The organism is Amycolatopsis silviterrae (genome assembly GCF_042684085.1).
Taxonomy (GTDB): Bacteria; Actinomycetota; Actinomycetes; order Mycobacteriales; family Pseudonocardiaceae; genus Amycolatopsis; species Amycolatopsis silviterrae.
On sequence record NZ_JBHUKS010000004.1, the window covers coordinates 910,036 to 928,965 of the forward strand.

Annotated in this window: 16 protein-coding genes; 7 read left to right on the plus strand and 9 right to left on the minus strand. The window is 69.3% G+C overall.

Going from position 1 to position 18,930, the window contains the following annotated elements:
* Positions 1-31 precede the first annotated feature (31 nt).
* Positions 32-352 carry a nucleotide pyrophosphohydrolase gene (locus ACFSVL_RS08140; RefSeq protein ID WP_378301918.1) on the plus strand — a complete coding sequence of 107 codons (321 nt, stop codon included), beginning with the start codon at positions 32-34 and terminating at the stop codon, positions 350-352.
* Here ACFSVL_RS08140 and ACFSVL_RS08145 read toward each other — a convergent pair.
* A complete protein-coding gene (locus tag ACFSVL_RS08145) occupies positions 341-1,780 on the minus strand; it encodes a 3'-5' exonuclease (RefSeq protein WP_378301920.1) in 1,440 nt (479 codons plus the stop codon). The two genes, ACFSVL_RS08140 and ACFSVL_RS08145, sit on opposite strands and share 12 nt — an antisense overlap.
* A gap of 390 nt (positions 1,781-2,170) precedes the next feature.
* On the opposite strand from ACFSVL_RS08145, the gene ACFSVL_RS08150 reads away from it, so the two are divergent.
* Positions 2,171-2,788, plus strand: coding sequence for an excalibur calcium-binding domain-containing protein (locus tag ACFSVL_RS08150; RefSeq protein WP_378301922.1), 618 nt, complete (start codon positions 2,171-2,173; stop codon positions 2,786-2,788).
* A 95-nt stretch (positions 2,789-2,883) separates the two neighbouring features.
* Entirely contained in the window at positions 2,884-3,510 is a 627-nt protein-coding gene (locus tag ACFSVL_RS08155) for a response regulator (protein ID WP_378301924.1), read from the plus strand.
* Position 3,511: 1 nt separating this feature from the next.
* On the opposite strand, the gene ACFSVL_RS08160 is transcribed toward ACFSVL_RS08155, so the two are convergent.
* On the minus strand, positions 3,512-4,468 hold the full coding sequence (locus ACFSVL_RS08160) for a helix-turn-helix transcriptional regulator (protein WP_378301925.1): 957 nt from the start codon (positions 4,466-4,468) through the stop codon (positions 3,512-3,514).
* Positions 4,469-4,527: 59 nt separating this feature from the next.
* Between ACFSVL_RS08160 and ACFSVL_RS08165 the strand changes: the two genes are divergently transcribed.
* Positions 4,528-5,667: an epoxide hydrolase family protein gene (locus ACFSVL_RS08165; protein WP_378301927.1), complete on the plus strand. Its 1,140-nt coding sequence runs from the start codon at positions 4,528-4,530 to the stop codon at positions 5,665-5,667.
* A gap of 1,349 nt (positions 5,668-7,016) precedes the next feature.
* Here the strand turns inward: ACFSVL_RS08165 and ACFSVL_RS08170 are convergent.
* From ACFSVL_RS08170 to cutA, 5 genes are all read right to left on the minus strand, one after another.
* Complete coding sequence (locus ACFSVL_RS08170) at positions 7,017-8,195, minus strand: GAF domain-containing sensor histidine kinase (RefSeq protein ID WP_378301929.1); 1,179 nt, start codon at positions 8,193-8,195, stop codon at positions 7,017-7,019.
* Between the two features lie 70 nt (positions 8,196-8,265).
* On the minus strand, positions 8,266-11,532 hold the full coding sequence (gene cydD, locus ACFSVL_RS08175; RefSeq protein WP_378301931.1) for a thiol reductant ABC exporter subunit CydD: 3,267 nt from the start codon (positions 11,530-11,532) through the stop codon (positions 8,266-8,268).
* A gap of 50 nt (positions 11,533-11,582) precedes the next feature.
* Positions 11,583-12,584: a cytochrome d ubiquinol oxidase subunit II gene (gene cydB / locus ACFSVL_RS08180; RefSeq protein WP_378301933.1), complete on the minus strand. Its 1,002-nt coding sequence runs from the start codon at positions 12,582-12,584 to the stop codon at positions 11,583-11,585.
* A 291-nt stretch (positions 12,585-12,875) separates the two neighbouring features.
* Positions 12,876-14,384 (minus strand): cytochrome ubiquinol oxidase subunit I, encoded by a 1,509-nt coding sequence (locus ACFSVL_RS08185; protein WP_378301935.1) that lies wholly within the window; start codon positions 14,382-14,384, stop codon positions 12,876-12,878.
* 132 nt (positions 14,385-14,516) lie between these two features.
* Complete coding sequence (gene cutA / locus ACFSVL_RS08190; protein WP_378301937.1) at positions 14,517-14,837, minus strand: divalent-cation tolerance protein CutA; 321 nt, start codon at positions 14,835-14,837, stop codon at positions 14,517-14,519.
* 173 nt (positions 14,838-15,010) lie between these two features.
* Here cutA and ACFSVL_RS08195 point away from each other — a divergent pair, with 173 nt between their 5' ends.
* Both ACFSVL_RS08195 and ACFSVL_RS08200 read left to right on the plus strand, forming a co-directional pair.
* The gene (locus ACFSVL_RS08195) at positions 15,011-15,610 is read left to right on the plus strand and encodes a TMEM165/GDT1 family protein (RefSeq protein WP_378301939.1); all 600 of its coding nucleotides are present in this window, start codon (positions 15,011-15,013) and stop codon (positions 15,608-15,610) included.
* A 107-nt stretch (positions 15,611-15,717) separates the two neighbouring features.
* Entirely contained in the window at positions 15,718-16,377 is a 660-nt protein-coding gene (locus tag ACFSVL_RS08200) for a DUF998 domain-containing protein (RefSeq protein WP_378301941.1), read from the plus strand.
* On the opposite strand, the gene ACFSVL_RS08205 is transcribed toward ACFSVL_RS08200, so the two are convergent.
* The gene (locus ACFSVL_RS08205) at positions 16,374-17,009 is read right to left on the minus strand and encodes an IclR family transcriptional regulator (RefSeq protein WP_378301943.1); all 636 of its coding nucleotides are present in this window, start codon (positions 17,007-17,009) and stop codon (positions 16,374-16,376) included. The two genes, ACFSVL_RS08200 and ACFSVL_RS08205, sit on opposite strands and share 4 nt — an antisense overlap.
* A complete protein-coding gene (locus tag ACFSVL_RS08210) occupies positions 17,006-17,860 on the minus strand; it encodes a hypothetical protein (RefSeq protein ID WP_378302027.1) in 855 nt (284 codons plus the stop codon). The genes ACFSVL_RS08205 and ACFSVL_RS08210 overlap by 4 nt, the downstream gene beginning before the upstream one ends.
* 241 nt (positions 17,861-18,101) lie before the next feature.
* On the opposite strand from ACFSVL_RS08210, the gene ACFSVL_RS08215 reads away from it, so the two are divergent.
* Positions 18,102-18,902, plus strand: a complete 801-nt coding sequence (locus tag ACFSVL_RS08215) for a DUF2470 domain-containing protein (RefSeq protein ID WP_378301945.1) — start codon at positions 18,102-18,104, stop codon at positions 18,900-18,902.
* Positions 18,903-18,930 lie beyond the last annotated feature (28 nt).

An 18,930-nucleotide genomic window follows, 5' to 3' on the forward strand; every position in this document is an offset into this window, starting at 1 on the left:
AGGTGAGCACCGTGCGTGATAGTCAGGACCGGTGACCCTAGAAGACCTGACCCAGCGCCTCCGCGACTTCGCCGCCGCCCGCGACTGGGAACCGTTCCACACCCCGAAAAACCTGACCATGGCCCTGTCCGGCGAAGTCGGCGAGCTGATCGCGCTGTTCCAGTGGCTGACCCCGGAGGAGGCCGCGAACTGGCGCGCCGACCCCACCCAGGAGTTCAACGTCCAGGACGAAATCGCCGACGTCATGCTGTACCTGGTCCGGCTGGCGGACGTACTGGGGATCGACCTGCTGGAGGCGGCGAACGCGAAGGTGGACCGAAACGAGAAGAGGTTCCCTCCGCTAGCCCGCTGACGCGGCTCGCTTCGTCTCGTCGAGGTACCAGCCGCCGAGCAGCGCCCCGATCGCGAGGACGGCCAGCACGATCCCGGGGCCGAGCCCGGCACCGCCGAACATCACGGCCACGGTGATGACCATCAGGGCCAGGCCGAGTCCCATCAGGACGCGTCCGGGGGTCAGGTTCCCGGCCGGAATCGGGGCCGGGGCTGCCTGGGCGAACCGGGTGGTCTGGTTTCTCGTCTGCGGCTTCGGACCGCGCTCGAAGCCCAGCAGAACCGGGGCCTCGTCCAACGGCACGACGCGAGCGCCGAGTTCGAGCGCGCGGGACAGCCGCGGCTCGGAGTCGCGCACGCCCGAGTCGTACACCAGGTGCGTGACCGAGCCCGTCAGGTTCTTCGCGAGCTGGAACCCCTCCGACAGCACCCGCGCCCGCAACTGGTCCGCATCCGCCGTCGCACCGAGCACCAGCACCCTCGTCGGCTTGTGCCCGGTGGCGGTGGTCTTGAGATCCACCACCACTTCCAGCGCTCCGAGCGCGTCGGCGACCTGGCACAGCTCGCGGTACTCGACGGGCGTCACCACCCCGTCGGATTCCGCGACCCAGCGCAACTCGCCGACAAAGCCAGCATGCAACCGCTGCACCTCCGCCGCCGGCATCCCGGCTTCGGCCGCGACGCTGGCGAGCGCCGAGACCTCCTCGTCCGCCAGGAACTCGTCGCCGACCGCCTCGGCAAGCAGATCGAGGTAGGCCTGCGCGACCGGTCCGCCGTCTCCTGCGGAAACCCGGTCCACCGCCTCGGCCATCCAGCCCTTCCCGGCACCCGCCACCGGCCGCCGCAGGGCCGCCGCCCCAGTCGCGTACCTCGGCAGTTCCGGGAAACGCACTGGCGTCGCCAGCCGCAGCCCGTGCGTGCCGACGAGCGCGATCATCGCCTGCGCGCACGCCCGGGCGGCCGGTTCGGCGAGATAACCGGGAAAGTCCTCGATACCGAAGGCGCGGGCGATCGTGGCGAGACGGTAGTTGGGCAGCGGCAGAGTCGCCCGCGCGGTGTCCCTGAGCGAGATTCCCGGCAGTGGCGGCAGTCGGACGCCCAGCTGGTCGATCTCGGCGAGGAGGCCGTCCACCGCGGCCAGGTCGTTGGCCACCACCACCGCGTCCTGGAGCAGGTCCAGCACCGGGCCGAGGACGTCCCCGAAGGCCGGTGCGCCAGCCAGTTCCGCCGCGGTGATGCGGTGCGGATTCCGCCGGTTCGCGTCCGCGGCGACGACCGTCGCGAACTCGCCGAGGAACGTTCCGTCCCCGCGAAACCGGATCGCCGCGATCTCCAGGACGCGGCCGGCGTGCAACCCGGTCGTCTTCACGTCGATCGCGGTGAACTCCGTGCCGCGCACGGGCACCTGCCCGGTCGAGGACAGGGACAGTCGTTCGATCAGCTCGGCCATCGTGGATGCGCTTTCTCCTGGGTTCGAATAGCCATCGCGAGAAACCCGCGAACCGTCACACCCGCGACGGAAAAACGCTGGCTTCGTGACTTATCCGTGACTTGTTCTTCGTTTCGCCGAACTGGGACGCGCTGGCGCGTAACACTTACCGCTCGCGGCGCGAAGACCATTCGGCACCCGCCTCAGGAAGAGGAATTCCGAATGCACTCCACGCCCGCGCCGCCGTCGCGCCCCAAGCTGAAATTCCCGCCCTGGATCGCGGTCGTACTCAGCGCCTTCGCGGTTCTTTTCATCCTGGGCGCGGTGCTCGGAAAGCCCACGCCAGAACCTGTTGCCGCGACAACAACCCCACCTCCGACAACGGTTACCACCTCAGCCAGCCCGGCCCCGGTGACGTACACCGTGGACAAAGTCACCGACGCCGCTAACGTCGAGCTGACCGGTTCCGACGGCAGCCACCGGACCGTACGCATCCTCGGCCTCGAAGTGGCCACCGGAAACAACTGCTACGCAAGCGAAACCACCGTGTGGGCCAATAACAAGCTCGCCGGTGCGGCGGTGAAAATTACCACCGACACCACTGACGGCGTGGCACTGGCATTGAGCGACGGCACCGACTACGCGACCGCGACGCTCACCGCCGGTTACGCTCGACTGGCCTCCAATGTCGTGCCGGATTCACTGCGCAACGCGGCTTCCGCAGCGCAGCAGGCGGCGACGGGATTGTGGGCGGAACCCTGCAAAGGCATGATCACCGCGCCTGCTCCGGTGCCGACCCCGACTCCTACGCCTACACCGCCGGCGGAAACGCCCGCGCCGCCTGCCCCGCGTACGTCCGAACAACCGCCGCCGGTTGAGGACACGCCGGAACCCGAACAGCCGAGCAGCGCGTACTACAAGAACTGCGCTGCCGCGAAGGCCGCTGGAGCGGCTCCGCTGCACCGCGGCGACCCGGGTTATCGCTCCGCGCTGGACCGTGACGGCGACGGGGTCGCCTGCGAACGGTAAGCCGTCTGGTGCCGTACTGATGCCGTACTGGTGCCGCTTGGTGTCCTGCGGCACCACTGGCAGACGAACCGCCCCACGCGCCGTAACCTGGACATATGCCGATCCAGGTGCTGCTAGTAGACGACCACGAACTCGTCCGGCGGGGCCTGCGCGACCTGCTCAGCGACGAGGCCGATCTGGAGGTAGTCGCCGAAGCCGGGAGTGTCGAAGAGGCGCTCGCGGTGGCGATGCACGTCGAGCCGGACGTCGCCGTCGTGGATGTTCGGCTCGGGGACGGCGACGGCATCACGCTCTGCCGCGAGCTGCGATCCAAGCCGAATCCGCCCGCCTGTCTCATGCTCACCGCGTTCGACGACGAGGAGGCCATGGTCGGCGCGATCATGGCGGGCGCTTCGGGCTATCTGCTCAAGCAGGTGCGCGGCCAGGACGTGGTCAACGCGGTCCGCGAGGTCGCCGCCGGCCGGTCGCTGCTCGACCCGGTCAGCACCGCTCGCGTGCTCGACAAGCTGCGCCATCCGCCCACCGACGAGCTGTCGACGCTGACCGACCGCGAACGCGACGTCCTGGAGCTGATCGGGCAGGGGCTGTCGAACCGCGAGATCGCCGAACGTCTTTTTCTCGCCGAGAAAACGGTGAAGAACTACGTGACGTCCGTCCTCGCGAAGCTCGGCATGCAGCGCCGCACCCAGGCCGCGGCGTGGATCGCCCGGCGCGGCAAGTGAATCAGCTGCCCGCGACGGCGCGTCCGTAGCGTTCGGACAGCAGCCGCAGCAACGGAATCAGCTCCGGCGGCGACTCTACGGTGAAGTCCATCATCAGCATTCCACTGTAGACAGCCAGCGTGTCCAGACTGTCCGCGCCGGTGACGAGCACGCACTGGTTCTCGTCAATCGGCTCGACAACGCCAACGGCCGGGTTGATCCGCGCCAGCACCTTCTCCGCCGGAGCCTTGATGCGCAACCGCGCGTGCACGATCCAGCCGCTCGCCGCGATCGTGCGCATCGCGAAGGCGGTGTAATCCCCGCCGGGCAAGGGATTCGGCTCGAACCGGCGGCGCGTCGGCATCCGCGGCTCCATCAGGTCGACGCGGTAGGTCGCCCAGCCGCCGTCCCGCGGATCGCGGGCGACCAGGTACCAGCGCCGCTGCCAGCTGAGCAGCCGATACGGCTCGACCAGCCGCAACTCGTCCGCGTAATCGAACCGGAGCCATTCGACGTGCCGGATCGCCCGCGCGACCTCCTGCAGCACGGCAGCGTCGACCTCCGGATCGGGCGCGTCGGTACCGGTGTTCTCCGGCCCGCGATCGATCGTCGACCGCAACGCGTCGACCGTCGGACGCAGCCTCGCCGGCAGCACCTGCTCGAGCTTCGCGAGCGCCCGCGCACCGGCCTCGTCGACCCCGGCGATGCCCGCCGCGGCCCGCAGTCCGACCGTGACCGCCACCGCCTCCTCGTCGTCCAGCAGCAACGGCGGCAGCTTCCCGCCCGACCCCAGCCGGTAGCCGCCGACGTTCCCGCGCGTCGCCTCGACGGGATATCCGAGGTCACGCAACCGTTCGACGTCGCTGCGGATCGTCCGAGCCGAGACCCCGAGCCGCTCGGACAGCTCGCGCCCGCTCCGTCCAGCGGCGGTCCGGAGGAGAGCGAGCAGCGCCAGCACCCGCGCCGTCGGATCGGCCATCGAAACTCCTTATTCTGTTAGGAACTAATCCTACCTAATAGCCTCCTAGTGTCTTCCTCATGACGAACGCGACCGCCACCCTCGCCCTCCGCCCCTTCACCGTCGAGATCACCGACGCCGAACTCGCCGACCTGCACAACCGCCTAGCCCGCACCCGCCTCCCGCAGCCGTCACCGACCGACGACTGGGACGCCGGCACGCCGAACTCCTACCTCCGGACGGCACTCGAAGCGTGGCAAGCCTTCGACTGGCGCGCCGCCGAAGCGCGGATCAACTCGTTCCCGCACTTCACCACCGCGATCGACGGCCAGCCGTTCCACTTCATCCACGTCCGCTCGGCCCATCCCGATGCCACTCCGCTGCTGCTCGCACACACCTACCCTGGCTCGTCGGTCGACTACCTAGACCTGATCGACCGCCTAGTCGACCCGGTCGCACACGGCGGCCGCGCCGAGGACGCCTTCGACGTCGTCGTCCCCGACGCTCCCGGCTACGGCTTCTCCCAGCCCGTCGCCGAAGCAGGCTGGACCGTCGCCCGCGTCGCCGCCGCGTACGACCGCTTGATGCGCGGCCTCGGTTACGAGAGCTACGGAATCCACGGGTCGGACAACGGCGCGATGATCGCCCGGGAACTCGGCCTGCTGAATCCGGACGGTTTCCGCGGCCTCCACGTCCTGCAGCTGTTCTCGTTCCCGTCCGGCGACCCGGCCGAATTCGAGCGCCTCGAACCGGCTGACCACGCCGGTCTCGCACACATGCAATGGTTTCAATCAGTTGGTGGCTACAACACGATGAACGCCTCGCGGCCGCAAACGGTTTCCGCAGGCCTCAGTGACTCCCCGATCGGATTACTCGCCTACAGCGAACTGTTCAACTCCTTCGGCAACGGAACCTCGCTGGTACCACTGGAAACGATCCTGCTCGAGGTGAGCGTCAACTGGTTCGCGAACGCCGCTTCCGGGATGAGCCGCAGCTACCTGGAGAACGCCCGCGCCGAGGCCGAACCGCGGGTGAGCGGCGCGCGCACCGGAGTCGCGGTGTTCAAGGACGACTTCCAGACCATCAAGACGTTCGCCGAACGCGACAATACGAACATCGTGCGCTGGAGCCGCTTCGCCGAAGGCGGCCACTTCGCGGCGATGGAACGCCCCGACCTCCTCGCCGGCGACATCCGCGCTTTCTTCGCTGCCCGCGACTGACTTCCCCGGATTCCGCGCCCAAACCCCGCCCGCATTGCTGCGGACGGGGTTATCGGCGACCAAGACAGAGCTGAGGGTAGCCACCCACGGTAGGTTTATTCACCCAATTGAGTGCCGAATGGATGTTCGATTTATCGCTACCATGGAGAACGGCTCGCGATGGCGGGAGAGCGGTGGGGAAGGAGCGTGTTCGATGACTCGTGAAGGCTGAATCTCTTGGTGCGCGGTGTGTTCACAGCGGTGGGTTCACAGCGGCGCGAGGGTGAGACGGCGTGTTTGCTGCGAGCGATTCGAGGCAGATTCAGTACGGTGCAACGCAGTTGTTCGGCTGGTGAAGTCGGCTGTGGAGCAGTTCGGCTGATGTAGTTCGGCCGGTGCAGTTGTGTTGGTGCAGTTGTGTTGCAGTGCAGTACGAGCGACGCGATCCGAGGCGGCGGATTCAAGGCACGGGTTTCGAGGTGGCTAGCCCAAGGTGGCAAACCCGATGCGAAGCGAGGCTGACACAGCGGTTTTGACGCGGTACTAGATCGCCGCAACGCGGGGTCGACGACCCAGTGCTGAGCAAAACCCAAGTGCGGTCACTGCGACGCAGCCGCCGCACCACCGGATCGGTGCAAAGCGGTTACCGCGACGTGCACGCCACGGCGCGGTAACTGCCACCCGCACTCGACCCGGCACGGCAACCGCCGCCCGGGCCCGAGACGGCAGCATCCACCTGACCGCAACGCGGCCCGGCAACTGCACTCGGGCTCGACACGGCACGGCAACCACTGCCGCACCCGACACGGCAACGGCCGTCGTGCCCAACGCCGCACGGCACCTGGGTTCGACATGGCAACAGCCACCGGGCCTCACCTGCACGGCAACTGCCACCTGGCATCAACGCCGCGCGGGCCGGTGTTCACCCTGCCTCAACGCGGCGCGGCAACCGACACCCAGCCTCAACACGGCGACTGCCACCTGCCCCAACGCAGCGCGGCAACCGTCACCCGGCCCAACGTGCCCAGGCCATCGCCACCCTGCCGCAACGCGGCACGGCGACCGCCACCTGACCCAACGCGGCACGGCAACCGCCACCCAGCACCAACGCGCGCAAGCCGTTGCCACCCTGACTCACCGCGGCGCGGGGCCATTTCCTTGCAGTCCAACGCAATGCGACCCCTGCAGCGCAGCCAACTGGGCAATGCAGTCACCGCATGCTGAAGCTTCCCCCGCGAGGCAGCCGCGTCAGGAACGGTCGCACGACAGCCGCGTCGCGAGCCATGCAGTCCACAAAACCTCAACCCCCGCCGCACGCAGTCAACCCGACGCGACCACCGATCACCCTGCCCCCACAACAAAACCACCGCTCACCTCAACGGCAGATCAAACGCGACAAGCGTCCCCAAACTAGGCGAAGAATTGAGGAAGAACCGACCACCAGCAGCATCCGCACGCTCGGCAAGATGGCGCAGCCCCCGCGTCGCAACCCCTTGCGGCACACCAGACCCATTGTCTCGAACCCGAAGTTTCACCCCTTCGGCGTCCCGGGTCAGCGTCACGCGGGTCTCGCTCGCTCCGGAGTGCCGGACCACATTGGACAGTGCCTCGCGCAGTGCCGCGCGAATGTGGTCAGCGCGCTCAGCCGGGATGTCGGCGAACTCGCCGGAAAGCTCCAGCGTCGGCGGATAGCCGAGTAACTCGCCGGCGATGCGCACTTCGCCGCGCGCGGATTCGGCGAGGTCGGTCGGGGTGCCGGGGTCGTGGCGCGGCTCGGGCGACCGCAGCGCGCGCACGGTGCCGCGGATTTCCTCGATGGTCTGGTCCAGCTGGTCGATCGCGTCGGACAGCCGGGCCCCGTCGGCCTGCGCGAAGCGTTTGCGCATGTTGCGGCGGACGCGGTCCAGTTGCATCCCGGTGCCGTAAAGCCGTTGCACGATCACGTCGTGCAGCTCGCGGGCGATGCGTTCGCGCTCCTGGTAGAGAGTCACGCGATGCCGCGCGTTCGCCCCCTCCGCCAGCGCGAGCACCACTCCGGCCTGTGCCGCGAACGCCGCGAGCATCTCGACCGTGCCCGCGGAAAACGGCTCGCGGCCCTGCCGCCGGTAGACAGTGAGCGCGCCGAGCACCCGGCCGCCGGATCCGAACGGTGCGGCCGCGAATGGTCCGTACCCGCGCAATTCGTCCGGCACGTACGGTGCCGTGCGCGGATCGACGATGAAGTCCTCCGCCGCGATCGGCTCGCTGCCCCGCGCGACCTGGCCTGCCGCGGAATCCATCTCCAGCGTCAGCCCGCGCAGCCCTCCGACCGGTCCGCCTTCGCCGCCGGCCGAGCCCTCCGCGAGTGAACCATCGACGCCATACGCCGCCTCGACTACGACGCGTCCGTCGTCGGCGCTCACCATCGCGAGACCGAGGTCAGCGTCGGCGAGTTCAACAGCCCTGGCCACGACTGTTTCCAGCACCGCCTCCGGGTCGTCCCCGGACAGCGCGGTACTGGTGATCTCGGTGGCCGCGGAAAGGGCGCGCGCGGCAAGTGTCGGGTCCATGAGCAACTCAGACCTTAGCGCGGCCCCCTGCCCCAGACCCGAAATCGTGACCGTCACCAACAACCCTCCATCACGCCGCCACCCGCGGCAACGCTCGCCGCACGACGCGTCCGTCCCGTACCTCGAAGACGACGTCCGCTTGCAGCTCTTCGTCCGCATTGTGCGTTACGTGCACGACCGTCCGGCCAGCAAGCTCCGTACGCAACGTCGCCCGCAACGCCCGCGCCGTCGGCTCGTCGAGATGCGCCGTCGGCTCGTCCAGCAGCACCAGCTCCGCCGACGGAGCCGCCAGCAACGCCCGCGCCAACGCCACCCGCTGCGCCTGCCCACCGGACAACCCCGCGCCCGCGCTGTCGAGCACCGTCGCCAAATCCAGGTCCGGCAACTGCGCCTGATCCAGCGCCCGACGCAAATCGGACGTCTCGGCGCGAGGGTCCGCGAGCCGCAGGTTCTCCGCCACAGTGGTCGACACGAGCATCGGCTCCTGCGGCGACCAAGCGACCTTCCCTGGCACGACGACCTCGCCCGCCCGCGGCTGGAGGAACCCCAGCAACGCCGCGACCAGCGTCGACTTCCCCGCCCCACTCGGCCCGACGACCGCCACGTAAGCCCCGGCCGGCACGCTCAACTCGACGTCCTTCAACACGGCCTCGCCGCCCGGCCACCCCAGCTCAGCGCCGTGCAACCGCACCAAATCGTGATCCGCGCCGGTGGACGACGCCGGATCACACGAGACCTCAGCAGGAACCCCCGTCACCGAACGCCCAGCAACACCCAGCGAATCGTCGACCACCGAGCCAAGCCGCCCCCGAGCCGCCCGCAGCGTGTCCCAATGCACCGCCGACTGCGGCAGCAACGCCAGCACTTCCGCCAGCGCCAACGGCACCAACGCCAGCAGCGGCGCCATCACCCCCGCCAGTTCACCACGGCTGACCGCCCCCGCCGCCAGCATCGTGCTCACCACCGCAGCCGCCCCGGTCGCCAGCGTGACCAGCGCGTCCGCCGCGCCCGCGCCGAACGCCTGCCGCCGGGTGTCGGCCGCCAGCTGGGTGTCCGTCGAAGCCGACTCACGGCGACGCGCAGCCGCCCGGCCGTAAGCGAGCAACTCCGCCGCCGACGAGAACAGCACCAGAACCCGCGCCGCGACGTCACGCCGTCCGGCGGCCAGCGCCGACGTCGCTCGCCGCTCCAACCGCAACGCGACTGCCGGTGCCGCCAGCGCCACCAAAACCGTCAACGCCAGGACCAATCCGGCCGACGGCAGCACCGCTGTCTGCACCGCGATCGCCCCCACCGCAACCAAACCGACCACGATCGGCGGCGACACGACTCGCGGCAGCAAGTCCCGCACGGTGTCGACGTCAGTCACCAGCCGTCGCTGGCTCTCCCCGGCTTCGAGGCTGCGCGCCGGGCCCAACCGCACCAGCGCCTTCCACAGCCGAACCCGCAGCCGTCCAGCAATCCGGAACGCGGCGTCGTGCGTCACGAGCCGTTCGACATACCGGAGTCCGGCCCGGCCGAGGCCGAACGCGCGTACCCCGACGACCGCGACCGTCAACGTCAGAATCGGCGGCTGCAGCGACGCTTTGGCGATCAGCCAGCCCGAAGTCGCGGTGAGGGCGATCCCGGCCAAGAGCGCGAGCGCGCCCAGCAGAGCGCCGGTGAACAGCCGTCGGTCGAGCAGCATCCGCCAAGGAAGCGGTCGCGCTTCGACACTGTCCGAAGTGGACTCGACAACTGCGGCGGGAGTCTCGTCTTCGATCTCGACCGCGGCAGAACGTTCGTGAGCAGCGATTACCGCCGCCGCGCCGTTGTCGACGGCTCGTTCGACGGCGTCCAGCACCCGTCGGGCGTTGACGTCGTCCAGGTGTGCGGTCGGCTCGTCGAGCAGCAGCAACCACGCGCCCGCCTGGACGCGCAGCAACGCCCTGGCCACGGCGACGCGCTGCCGTTGCCCCAGCGAAAGCCGGTCGACCGGACGGTCGGCGAGGCCGCGCAGGCCCAGCTCGCCGAGCACGGCATCGACGTCCTGACCAGGTGCGGCAAGCTCTTCCCGCACGGTGCCACCGCTGAAAACCGGCGACTGCGGCACCCACGCGATACCGGCGCGCCACCGTTCGAGGTCGGCTTCGGCGAGCGGGACGTCGCCGGCCAGCACCGATCCGTCGTAAGACGGAATGAAGCCCAGCAGGGTCGCCAGCGTTGTCGATTTGCCGCCACCGCTTGGTGCGCGCAGCCAGACGATCTGGCCGCGCCGGACAGAGAAGCTCTCGCCGTCCGGGGCGAATCCCCCGCGGCGGGCGACTTTTAGGTCCGACACAACCAACGATCCCCAGGGCGCGGTCCGCGTCCCCTCGGCCGGGACCGGCTCCGCGAGCACCGCGGTCACCCGGCGGACCGCTTCCACTCCGTCCTCGCTCGCGTGGAACGCCGCGCCAACCGCGCGAATCGGCTGGTAGCACTCGGGGGCGAGGATCAGCACGCCGAGCCCGATCGCCAGCGGGAGCGATCCGGACACCAGCCGGACTCCGATGACCACCGCGATCAGCGCAACCGACAGCGTCGCCGCGAGTTCCAGGACAAACGCCGAAGAGAACGCCACCCGCAACGTCTTGAGCGTCGCGCGACGATGCCGCTCGGACAGCTTTCGCACGGTTTCGGCCTGTGCGTCCGCCCGCCGGAACGCAGTGAGCACCGGCAGCGCCCGGACCAGTTCGAGCAGCAGACCGGACATCCGATGCACTGCGTCCGTCGCGCCGGAAACACGGTCGGCGGTGAACTTTCCGACCAGGACAGCGAATATCGGCAGCAACGGGACCGTCGCGGCGATGATCACCGCCGACGGCCAATCTGTCCACAGGATCGCCGCGCCTGCCGCGATCGGGACGACCGCGGCGGTGACGAGCGCGGGAAGGTACTCGCGGAAGTAGGAATCGAGTGCGTCGAGACCGCGCGTGACGAGCGTGGTGAGTTCGCCGTGGCCGCGCCGGGCCAGCCATTCCGGGCCGAGGCGCAGCGCATGGTCGACGACGCGGGCACGCAAGTCGCGCTGCGCGGTCGCGGCGGCGCGCGCGGAGACAACCCGCACCGCCCAGCTGGTGCCTGCCCGGCCGATCACGAGCGCGAGCAGGACTGCCAACTGGACGGTGCGGCCCCCTTCCCCCAGCCCCCGGGAGACCACGTCCGCGAGGATGTCCGCTAGCAGAAAAGCTTGTCCGACAAGGAAAGCCGCGTTCCCGAACGACAGCACCGCGACCAGGATCAACGCTCGGCGCGCGGCCGGCCCCAAGGCCGAGAGCGCGCCGAGCGGACCCTTGCCCGGCCGCACTGGGTCCATTGGGGACCTCGTGGCGGAAAGGGGTGTGCGGCCGGGAAGTTCAGTCATGGTCAGTGCGCCGCCGGGATGTGCTGGACGCCGATGCGCTTGCGGAACACCCAGTAGGTCCAACCTTGGTAAATCAGCACCGCTGGTGCGCCGAACGCGCCGACCCAGGTCATCACCGTCAACGTGTAGTGGCTGACCGCGGTGTTCGCGACGGTGAGCGAGTGCGCCGGGTCGAGCGTGGACGGCAGGACGTTCGGGTAAAGCGCGCCGAAGAACGTCACCGCGGCGGCCGTGATCATGACCGCCAGCGCGGCGAACGCCTGGCCGTCGCGGTCGACGTAGAGCCGCAGCCACGCCACCACCGCGGCGAGGACGGCGATCACCAGCGAGATGAGCGTCCACAGTTCGCCTTCACGGACCTGGACGACCACCAGGAACGCGACCAGCGGCAGCAGCCCGACCGGGAGGATCCGCAGCGCGAGCGTCCGAGCACGTTCCCGCAGGTCACCAGTCGTTTTTAGCGCGAGGAACGCGGCACCGTGCACGAGCGAGAACCCGACGATCGCCAGCGCGCCCAGCAGCGTGTCCCACCGAACCGACTCAAACGGCGAGCCGACGCGGTTGCCGTGCACGTCGAGCGGCAGGCCGAGCACCGTGGTCGCGAGCAGCAGCCCGACGCCAAGCGGGGGCACCCAGGAACCGATGATGATCACGCGGTCCCACACCCGCCGCCACCGTTCGGAGTCGACCTTGCCGCGGTACTCGAACGCGACGCCGCGCCCGATGAGCGCGATGAGGACGAGCAGCAGCGGAAGGTAGGCGCCGGAGAAAAGCGACGCGTACCAGCCGGGGAACGCCGCGAAGGTGGCACCGGCCGCGACGATCAGCCAGACCTCGTTGCCGTCCCAGACCGGCCCGATGGTGTTGACCAGGACGCGCCGCTCGGTGTTCGTCTTCCCGAGCACCGGCAGCAGCATCCCGACCCCGAAGTCGAACCCCTCGAGGAAGAGGTACCCCAGCCAGAACAACGCGACGATCGCGAACCACAGCGTTTCGAGTGTCATCCCCGCTCACCTCGCCCGGCGCCTGCCGGCGTCCTCCGATCAGCCACCGGGTTGTCCCCACGATGGCCCTGAGTTATCCACAACCCGGCGAGTTGTCCACAGATCTGCTGTGGGTAACCCGCGAGAGCCACGAACCGATTACGCTGGGTACGGGGCGTCCCCCCGGTGAGGGTGGGGGCTGCGTTCGCGGCGGAGAGCATGCTTCGACTCCTTGTCCAGGCCAGTGGAGCGGGCCGCGCCCAAACCCGGCCCTCCGGGTTCTCTGGCGGCACCCCGGCCCGCTCCACCGGGTCAGTAGGCGAACGAAAGCGCCTGGTCATCGGAATCATCGTCAGAACCGTCCGAATCAGAAGAGTCAGAAGAAGCAGCAGGAGGCATCACCGCATCAACCCCGCCCCGTACGTACTTGCGCATCAGGTACAGCTCCACCACCCCCAGCACGGCGTACAGCACCGTCAGCGAGATCAGTGACGTCAGCACCTCGCCCACCGTCAGCTTCGACACCGCCTGTGCCGTGAACATCCACATGCCCTCGACGCCGGTCGGGTTGGGCGCGACCACGAACGGCTGCCGTCCCATCTCCGTGAAGATCCAGCCCGCGCTATTGCCGATGAACGGCGTCGCGATGCCGCCGAGCACCATCAGCGGGAACCAGCGCCCGCCAGGGATTCGGCCGCGGCGGGTGAGCCACAGGGCCAGCAGCCCGATGCCCGCCGAGATCGCGCCGAAGCCGATCATGATCCGGAAGCCCCAGTACGTCACCGGCAGGCTGGGCACGTAATCGATCGGCTTGCCCGCGAGCGCGCCGAGCGCCGGGTCGTCCGGGTAGTTCGTGCCGTACTTCGCCTGGTATTCCGAAACCAGGTTCTCCACACCCTTGACCTCGGTCGAGAAGTCGTTGTGCGCCAAGAAAGACAGCAGCGCGGGCACGTTGAACGTCTTGACGTCCTCGCAGTTGGCGTCAGCAACGTCGCCGATCGCGATGATCGAGAAGCTCGCCGGCTTTTCCGTGTGGCACAGCGCTTCCGCCGACGCCATTTTCATCGGCTGCTGCTCGAACATCAGCTTGCCCTGCATGTCGCCGGTGATCGCCAGCACGGCGAACGCCACGATGCCGACCCAGCCGCCGAGCCGCAGCGACGAGCGCCAGACTTCGCGGTGTTCGTCCGAGGCCGAACGCCGCCGCCACAGGTGCCAGCCGGCCACGCCGACCAGGAACGCCGCCGCCACCGAGAACGCGCCCGCCAGCGTGTGCGGGATCGCGGCGAGCGCGGTGTTGTTCGTGAGCACCGCGCCGATCGAGTTCATCGTCGGCTTGCCGTCCACGAACTCGACGCCGACCGGATGCTGCATCCACGAGTTCGCGGCGAGAATGAAGTAGGCCGAGGCCATCGTGGCCAGCGAGAACGCCCAGGCGCAGGCCAGGTGGACCCGCTTGGGCAGCCGGTCCCAGCCGAAGATCCACAGGCCGAGGAAGACCGACTCCACGAAGAACGCGAGGAGCCCTTCCATCGCGAGCGGCGCGCCGAACACGTCGCCGACGAACCGCGAGTAGGCGCTCCAGCTCATTCCGAACTGGAACTCCTGCACGATCCCGGTGACCACGCCCATGGCGAAGTTGACGAGCAGCAGCTTGCCCCAGAACTTCGTCATCTTGAGGTGCCGCAGCTCGCCGGTCCGCACCCACGCCGTCTGCATGGCCGCGACCAGCACCGAAAGTCCGATGGTCAGCGGGACCATCAGGAAGTGGTAGACGGTGGTGATGCCGAACTGCCACCGCGCTAGCTCAAGGACATCCACGGCTCCGATCCTCCGCGCGCGCACCGGAGCCAGCCAGTTCAACACGTCCTGAACTCACCAGGACCAACGTCCCGCCGACCTGCCGAAACCCGCGCCAGAAGAGAACGGAGCTACCCCCCGATCAGGTGGTGCTCAGCGGGTCTCCTCCACGAGCCACGCCAGGTACCGCGGGCTGCCGCCGATGATCGGCGTGACGACGACCTCCGGCAGGTCGTACGGATGCCGCACGTTCAGGAACTCCTCCAGCGCGCCGGACCGGTCCGCGGCCGTCTTGCACTCGACCCGCCACTCGGTCGCCGTCTGCACCTCTTCCTCCCACCGGAAAACGCTGGTGATCGGCCCCACGATCTGGGCGCACGCGGCGAGCCGGGCCTCGATGGCGCTGGCGGCGATCGTGCGCGCGGCGGCCTCGGAGTCGACGGTGGTGGTGACGACGACGTGGTCAACAGACATGACCCGCACCGTACCGCAGCCGGAAAATAGAATTCGGCACACCGAAAAAAATTATCCGGCAGCCCACCATTACGCATTCTGCGGACCTGATCAGGCAATTCGCGAAACCCATCAGCTTGCGGTTTTCTGAATCTCCCCTTTATCGTTGCAGTGAAAGGGGTGAGCACAACCTCATGTCTCCCGCATTGATCGCTCTGTTCAGCGCGTTCGGCCTGGTACTGGCCGTCGAGCTGCCGGACAAGACGCTCGTCGCGACCCTCGTGCTCACCACCCGTTTCCGGGCCTGGCCGGTATTCGCCGGAGTATGCGTGGCGTTCGCCGTGCAATGCGTGATCGCGGTGGCTTTCGGAAGCCTGCTCACCCTCTTGCCGGAAACCCTGGTTTCCGTACTGGTCGCCGCGATGTTCGGCGTCGGCGCGTTCCTGCTGCTGCGCGAAGGCTTCAGCGAAGGCCGCGACGCGGGCGAAGACGCGTCGCGGTCCGGACCGGGGCCGGTCTCGTTCCTGCGCTCCGCGCTCACGTCGTTCGGCGTGCTGTTCGCCGCGGAGTGGGGCGACGCTTCACAACTGGCGACGGCCGGGCTCGTCGCCCGCCTCGGCAATCCGTTCGCGGTCGGCCTCGGCGCGTTCGTCGCGCTGGTGTCGGTCGCGGGCCTGGCGGTGTTCATCGGCGCGAAGATCCGCGACCGGATCCGGCCGAAGCTGATCCAGCGGGCCGCCGGCTTCGTGTTCGCCGGTTTCGCCGTGTTCGCGCTGGCCCAGCTGCTCTGGTAACCGCGGCTTCACAGGAACGCCAGGTAACCTCTTCGGAACCCCCGAACGAGGACCAGGTGAACCCCCAGTGACGCCATGGCCTCCGCCATGACCGCCGAGGAGCGCCCGTGCCGACCACCTCCCGCGCCGCCGTGTCGCCGGTGCACGGCCGGCTCGCACTGGTCGGCATCGGGGCGGCCGTGGTCATCGCCACGGACCTGCACCTGCGGCTCTCCGCGCAAATCAGCCCGATCTGGCAGACGCTGTCGGAGTACGTCTACGGCAGGCTCGGCGACCATTCGGCCGCGCGGCTGTTCGCGTTCATGTGCCTGGCGCTCGCGCTGGGTTCGCTGGCGTTGCTGGCCGGGCTCGTCAAAGCCCGCCGCTCGCCCGCGGTCGTGGTCCTGCTCGGCGTGTGGTGCGCGGGCCTCACGGTGTGCGCGATGGTCCCGGTCGATCCCAACGGCGAAGCCCGTTCCTTCGACGGCCAGCTGCACAACGCCGCCGCCCTCACCGCGTTCCTCGCGCTCCCCACCGCCGCCTGGCTGCTGACCCGACGCGGCGGTCGAGCCTGCCCGTGGGAGCCGCGCCGCACCACGATCCGGCGGCTCGCCGTCGCGAGTTTCGCCAGCGTGGCGGTGGTGCTGGGCAGCTTCGTGTTCACCCTGATCACCGGGCCGGCGCAGCAGGAAGTGACGCTCGGGCTGTTCGAGCGGCTGCTGTTCACGGTGGACCTGGCGCTCCTGCTGACCATGGTCCGGCCGCTGGTCGCCGCGTCCCGCCGCTAGGTCCGCAGCACCTCGGTCAACTTGAGAGCCGCCTCCACCGCCAACGGCCCGACCTCGTCCGAGACCAACGGCTCCAACGAAATCACCCCGACACTCGCCCGCAGCCCCGGCACCCCACGCACCGGCGCGGCGACCCCGGAAGCACCAGCCTCGATCTCGCCGGACGAAACGATCCACCGGTCAGTACCGCCCGGCCGCAACGCCATCGCCCGCCCCGCCGCACCCGCGGCGAGCGCGTGCCTGCTGCCGACCCGGTAAGCCACGTGATAGTTCGTCCACGACGGCTCGACGACCGCGACCGCCTGCGCGTGATCGCCCTGCGCGACCGTCAGATGCGCCGTCGCGCCGACCTTCTCGGCCAGCTCCCGCAACACCGGCCGCGCGGCCTCACGCAGCTGTGGCAGCACCTGACCGGCCAGCCGCAGCACTCCGACGCCGAGCCGCACTTTCGTGCCGTCTCGCCAAATGAGGCCGCGTTCCGACAGCGGCACGAGCAGCCGGTACACCGCCGCGCGGCTCGCGCCGATAGTCACCGCAAGCTCGGAGATGGTCGCCGCCTGCTCGCCCGAATCGGCCACCGCCTGCAGCAGTGCCAGACCGCGGTCGAGGGTCAGCGACCCCTCCCTGCTCACAGCAGCTCGAGTTCACCCAGGTCGGCCACCGGTTCGGCGAACGACGCCGCCGCGTACGACCCGAACAGCTCCCGCACGGCCTTCGCGGCCGGTTCCGGCAACGCGCGCGCCTCGTCCGCGAGCGCCTTGCTGTCGGTCGATTCCAGCGCCTCGCGCACGTCGCCGCCGGAGAGGCAGCGCGCCGACGCGACCAGCAGGTTGAGGAAGCCGTGATGCGTGAAGCCGGTTTCCGGGTCGACGTGCCGGACCGCGCGGTGCAGGCTGTTCGTCGCCTTGAACGACGCCCCCGGCGAGCCGCTGACCACGGACAGGAAGTCGGCGACCTCGTCCACGCTGGGGAAGTTCTCCCCCGCCTTGCCGCCGCAGCGGATCTTCGGCCAGCTGCCGTGCTCGATCACGTTGCGGACGCCGTCCAGCCAGCCGACGCCGCGGCGCGGCTCGACCACCCGGATGACGTCCTCCGGCACGAACTCCGAAACGCGTTCGAGCCACACCTCGTCGACGTCGGACGGGGCTGGCATCTCCACCATCCGCAGCGACAGCAGCTCGCTGCGCGATTCGACGATCGAGATCGCCTTCGGAACGCCGCCGAGCCCGGTGTCGATGATCAGCGACAGCGGCAGCGGCTCCTTGGGCTTGATCTTGATCAGCTCGGTGATCAGCTCCGGCAGCCGCGAGGCCTGGCACAGGAAAACCCCGAGCACCCCGGCGTGTTCCCCGCCGCGCGATGCGAAGTGCGCGCGCAGCGCCTCCGGCATCGCGACGTCCGCGGGCGGGAAGAGCGCCGAGTCGTCGACGAGCCGCGCGAACAGGGGAGGAATTCCACGGGGGCCGGGGGGCGTGAGTTCCACAGCGCTTGACACGACTGACACGCTAGTAGCGTACGGCAAGAGGACAAAATCGTTCGCTCTGCGGACGCTTCCCGAGAGCCTCTCGACCCGGGATCAACCGGGCCAACCAGCCGAATCCGCCCGGCACCGGCGTCTCCCCGACTCGCTGACCAGCATTTTCCCGCCCCGTGGGTGATCTTCGCGCGCACTCTTCCCTTCACGCGGCAATTCAGGTTAGGCTCACCTAAGTAGGAGGTGAGCCGTGACCGAGGCACCCGTATCCGTGCGCCGCCCGCCCGCGCCGAACCCCGCCGAACGCGCGAAGACGATCGCGACCCGCGGCGGCCCGGCGACGATCATGCCGACCGTCGAGAACGCCGGCTGCGAAGCCGAACGCGTCGAGCCAGTCCTGCACCACGTGCACCACAGCGGAAGCGTCAGCATTCTTCTGCCGGACGAGCACCCGATGGTGCGCGCTTCCCGGCAGACTCAGCGCGGCGAGCTCGCCGTCATGGTCGAGCTCGCCGACCACGCCCCGGTGGCGCTGCGGGAACCGGTCCGCGGCCTGCTGTGGATCACCGGATGGCTCCGGCCGCTGACCGAGGTGTCGGCCCGCGCTCGTGCGGTGTCGATCGCCGAGCAGCGGCCGGACCACCGGCTCCTCGACGTCGGACACGGCCTCACGCTGCTCCGGCTGACCCCGGCGTCGCTGGTTCTCGCCGACGCGGAGGGCACGCATTCGCTCCGGCCGCACATGTTCAGCGCCGCCCCGCCGGACCCGTTCCACAACTACGAGGCGGAATGGCTGCGGCACCTGGAGAGCGACCATCCGGACGTGGTGGAACAGCTGGCCCGGCACCTGCCCGCGGACCTGCGCGGCGGACGGATCCGCCCGCTCGGCCTCGACCGGTACGGCCTGCGCCTGCGCGTCGAATCGACGGCGGGCGACCACGACGTCCGCCTCGCGTTCTCCCGGACGGTCGACAGCCCGCCGCAGCTAGCCGCGGAACTGCGGCGGCTCCTCGGCTGCCCCTTCCTGCGCCACCAGCACGGCGAAGCCTGACCGTCCGTGAGGGCCACCTTGAGGGACT

Bases quoted from the DNA above. Each gene is read 5' to 3' on its own strand.
- cutA (WP_378301937.1), bottom strand. From the start codon at position 14,837: ATGTCTGTTGACCACGTCGTCGTCACCACCACCGTCGACTCCGAGGCC.
- ACFSVL_RS08170 (WP_378301929.1), bottom strand. From the start codon at position 8,195: ATGGACCCGACACTTGCCGCGCGCGCCCTTTCCGCGGCCACCGAGATC.
- ACFSVL_RS08155 (WP_378301924.1), top strand. From the start codon at position 2,884: ATGCCGATCCAGGTGCTGCTAGTAGACGACCACGAACTCGTCCGGCGG.
- cydB (WP_378301933.1), bottom strand. From the start codon at position 12,584: ATGACACTCGAAACGCTGTGGTTCGCGATCGTCGCGTTGTTCTGGCTG.
- ACFSVL_RS08165 (WP_378301927.1), top strand. From the start codon at position 4,528: ATGACGAACGCGACCGCCACCCTCGCCCTCCGCCCCTTCACCGTCGAG.
- cydD (WP_378301931.1), bottom strand. From the start codon at position 11,532: ATGGACCCAGTGCGGCCGGGCAAGGGTCCGCTCGGCGCGCTCTCGGCC.
- ACFSVL_RS08195 (WP_378301939.1), top strand. From the start codon at position 15,011: ATGTCTCCCGCATTGATCGCTCTGTTCAGCGCGTTCGGCCTGGTACTG.
- ACFSVL_RS08145 (WP_378301920.1), bottom strand. From the start codon at position 1,780: ATGGCCGAGCTGATCGAACGACTGTCCCTGTCCTCGACCGGGCAGGTG.
- ACFSVL_RS08160 (WP_378301925.1), bottom strand. From the start codon at position 4,468: ATGGCCGATCCGACGGCGCGGGTGCTGGCGCTGCTCGCTCTCCTCCGG.